Below are 459 nucleotides of genomic sequence, written 5' to 3'. Positions count from 1 at the left end.
TCCTTTGCTCTACCGACTGAGCTACCGAGCCATATGTTATTTTCTACCTCGTTCATTGAATTACCCTGTGCCTCTTCCTCTACTAGCGGATTCGAGGAAGTATGATGCGTCGAGGCAACTCGCAGCAAATTCGATGATGCTGATGCTCGTCTCTACCGACTGAGCTGCCGAGCCGCATGTGATTTTTTATTTCATAGTTTTGAAATGATGGCGGTCCCGACGGGACTCGAACCCGCGATCTCCTGCGTGACAGGCAGGCATGTTAACCACTACACTACGGGACCATTTTGGTTGCGGGGGCAGGATTTGAACCTGCGACCTTCGGGTTATGAGCCCGACGAGCTACCGGACTGCTCCACCCCGCGACGATTGAAAGTGGTGGAGGATGACGGGATCGAACCGCCGACCCCTTGCTTGTAAGGCAAGTGCTCTCCCAGCTGAGCTAATCCTCCATTTATC

General features: G+C 53.2%; 3 tRNA genes. All 3 read right to left on the bottom strand.

Features of this window, described 5'->3' with window-relative positions:
• Positions 1-208: 208 nt before the first annotated feature.
• The 3 genes from DSM465_RS0117950 to DSM465_RS0117940 all read right to left on the bottom strand — a co-directional run bounded on the left by DSM465_RS0117950 (position 209) and on the right by DSM465_RS0117940 (position 452).
• A tRNA-Asp gene (locus DSM465_RS0117950) sits at positions 209-284 on the bottom strand.
• Between the two features lie 4 nt (positions 285-288).
• Positions 289-365 (bottom strand) — tRNA-Met (locus tag DSM465_RS0117945).
• 11 nt (positions 366-376) lie between these two features.
• Positions 377-452 (bottom strand) — tRNA-Val (locus tag DSM465_RS0117940).
• Between the last annotated feature and the right edge of the window lie 7 nt (positions 453-459).

Origin of the sequence: Geobacillus thermodenitrificans subsp. thermodenitrificans DSM 465 (genome assembly GCF_000496575.1) — a bacterium.
Classification (GTDB): Bacteria; Bacillota; Bacilli; order Bacillales; family Anoxybacillaceae; genus Geobacillus; species Geobacillus thermodenitrificans.
Note: the sequence above shows the minus strand (reverse complement) of the source record. Positions and strands in the feature narration are given on the sequence as shown.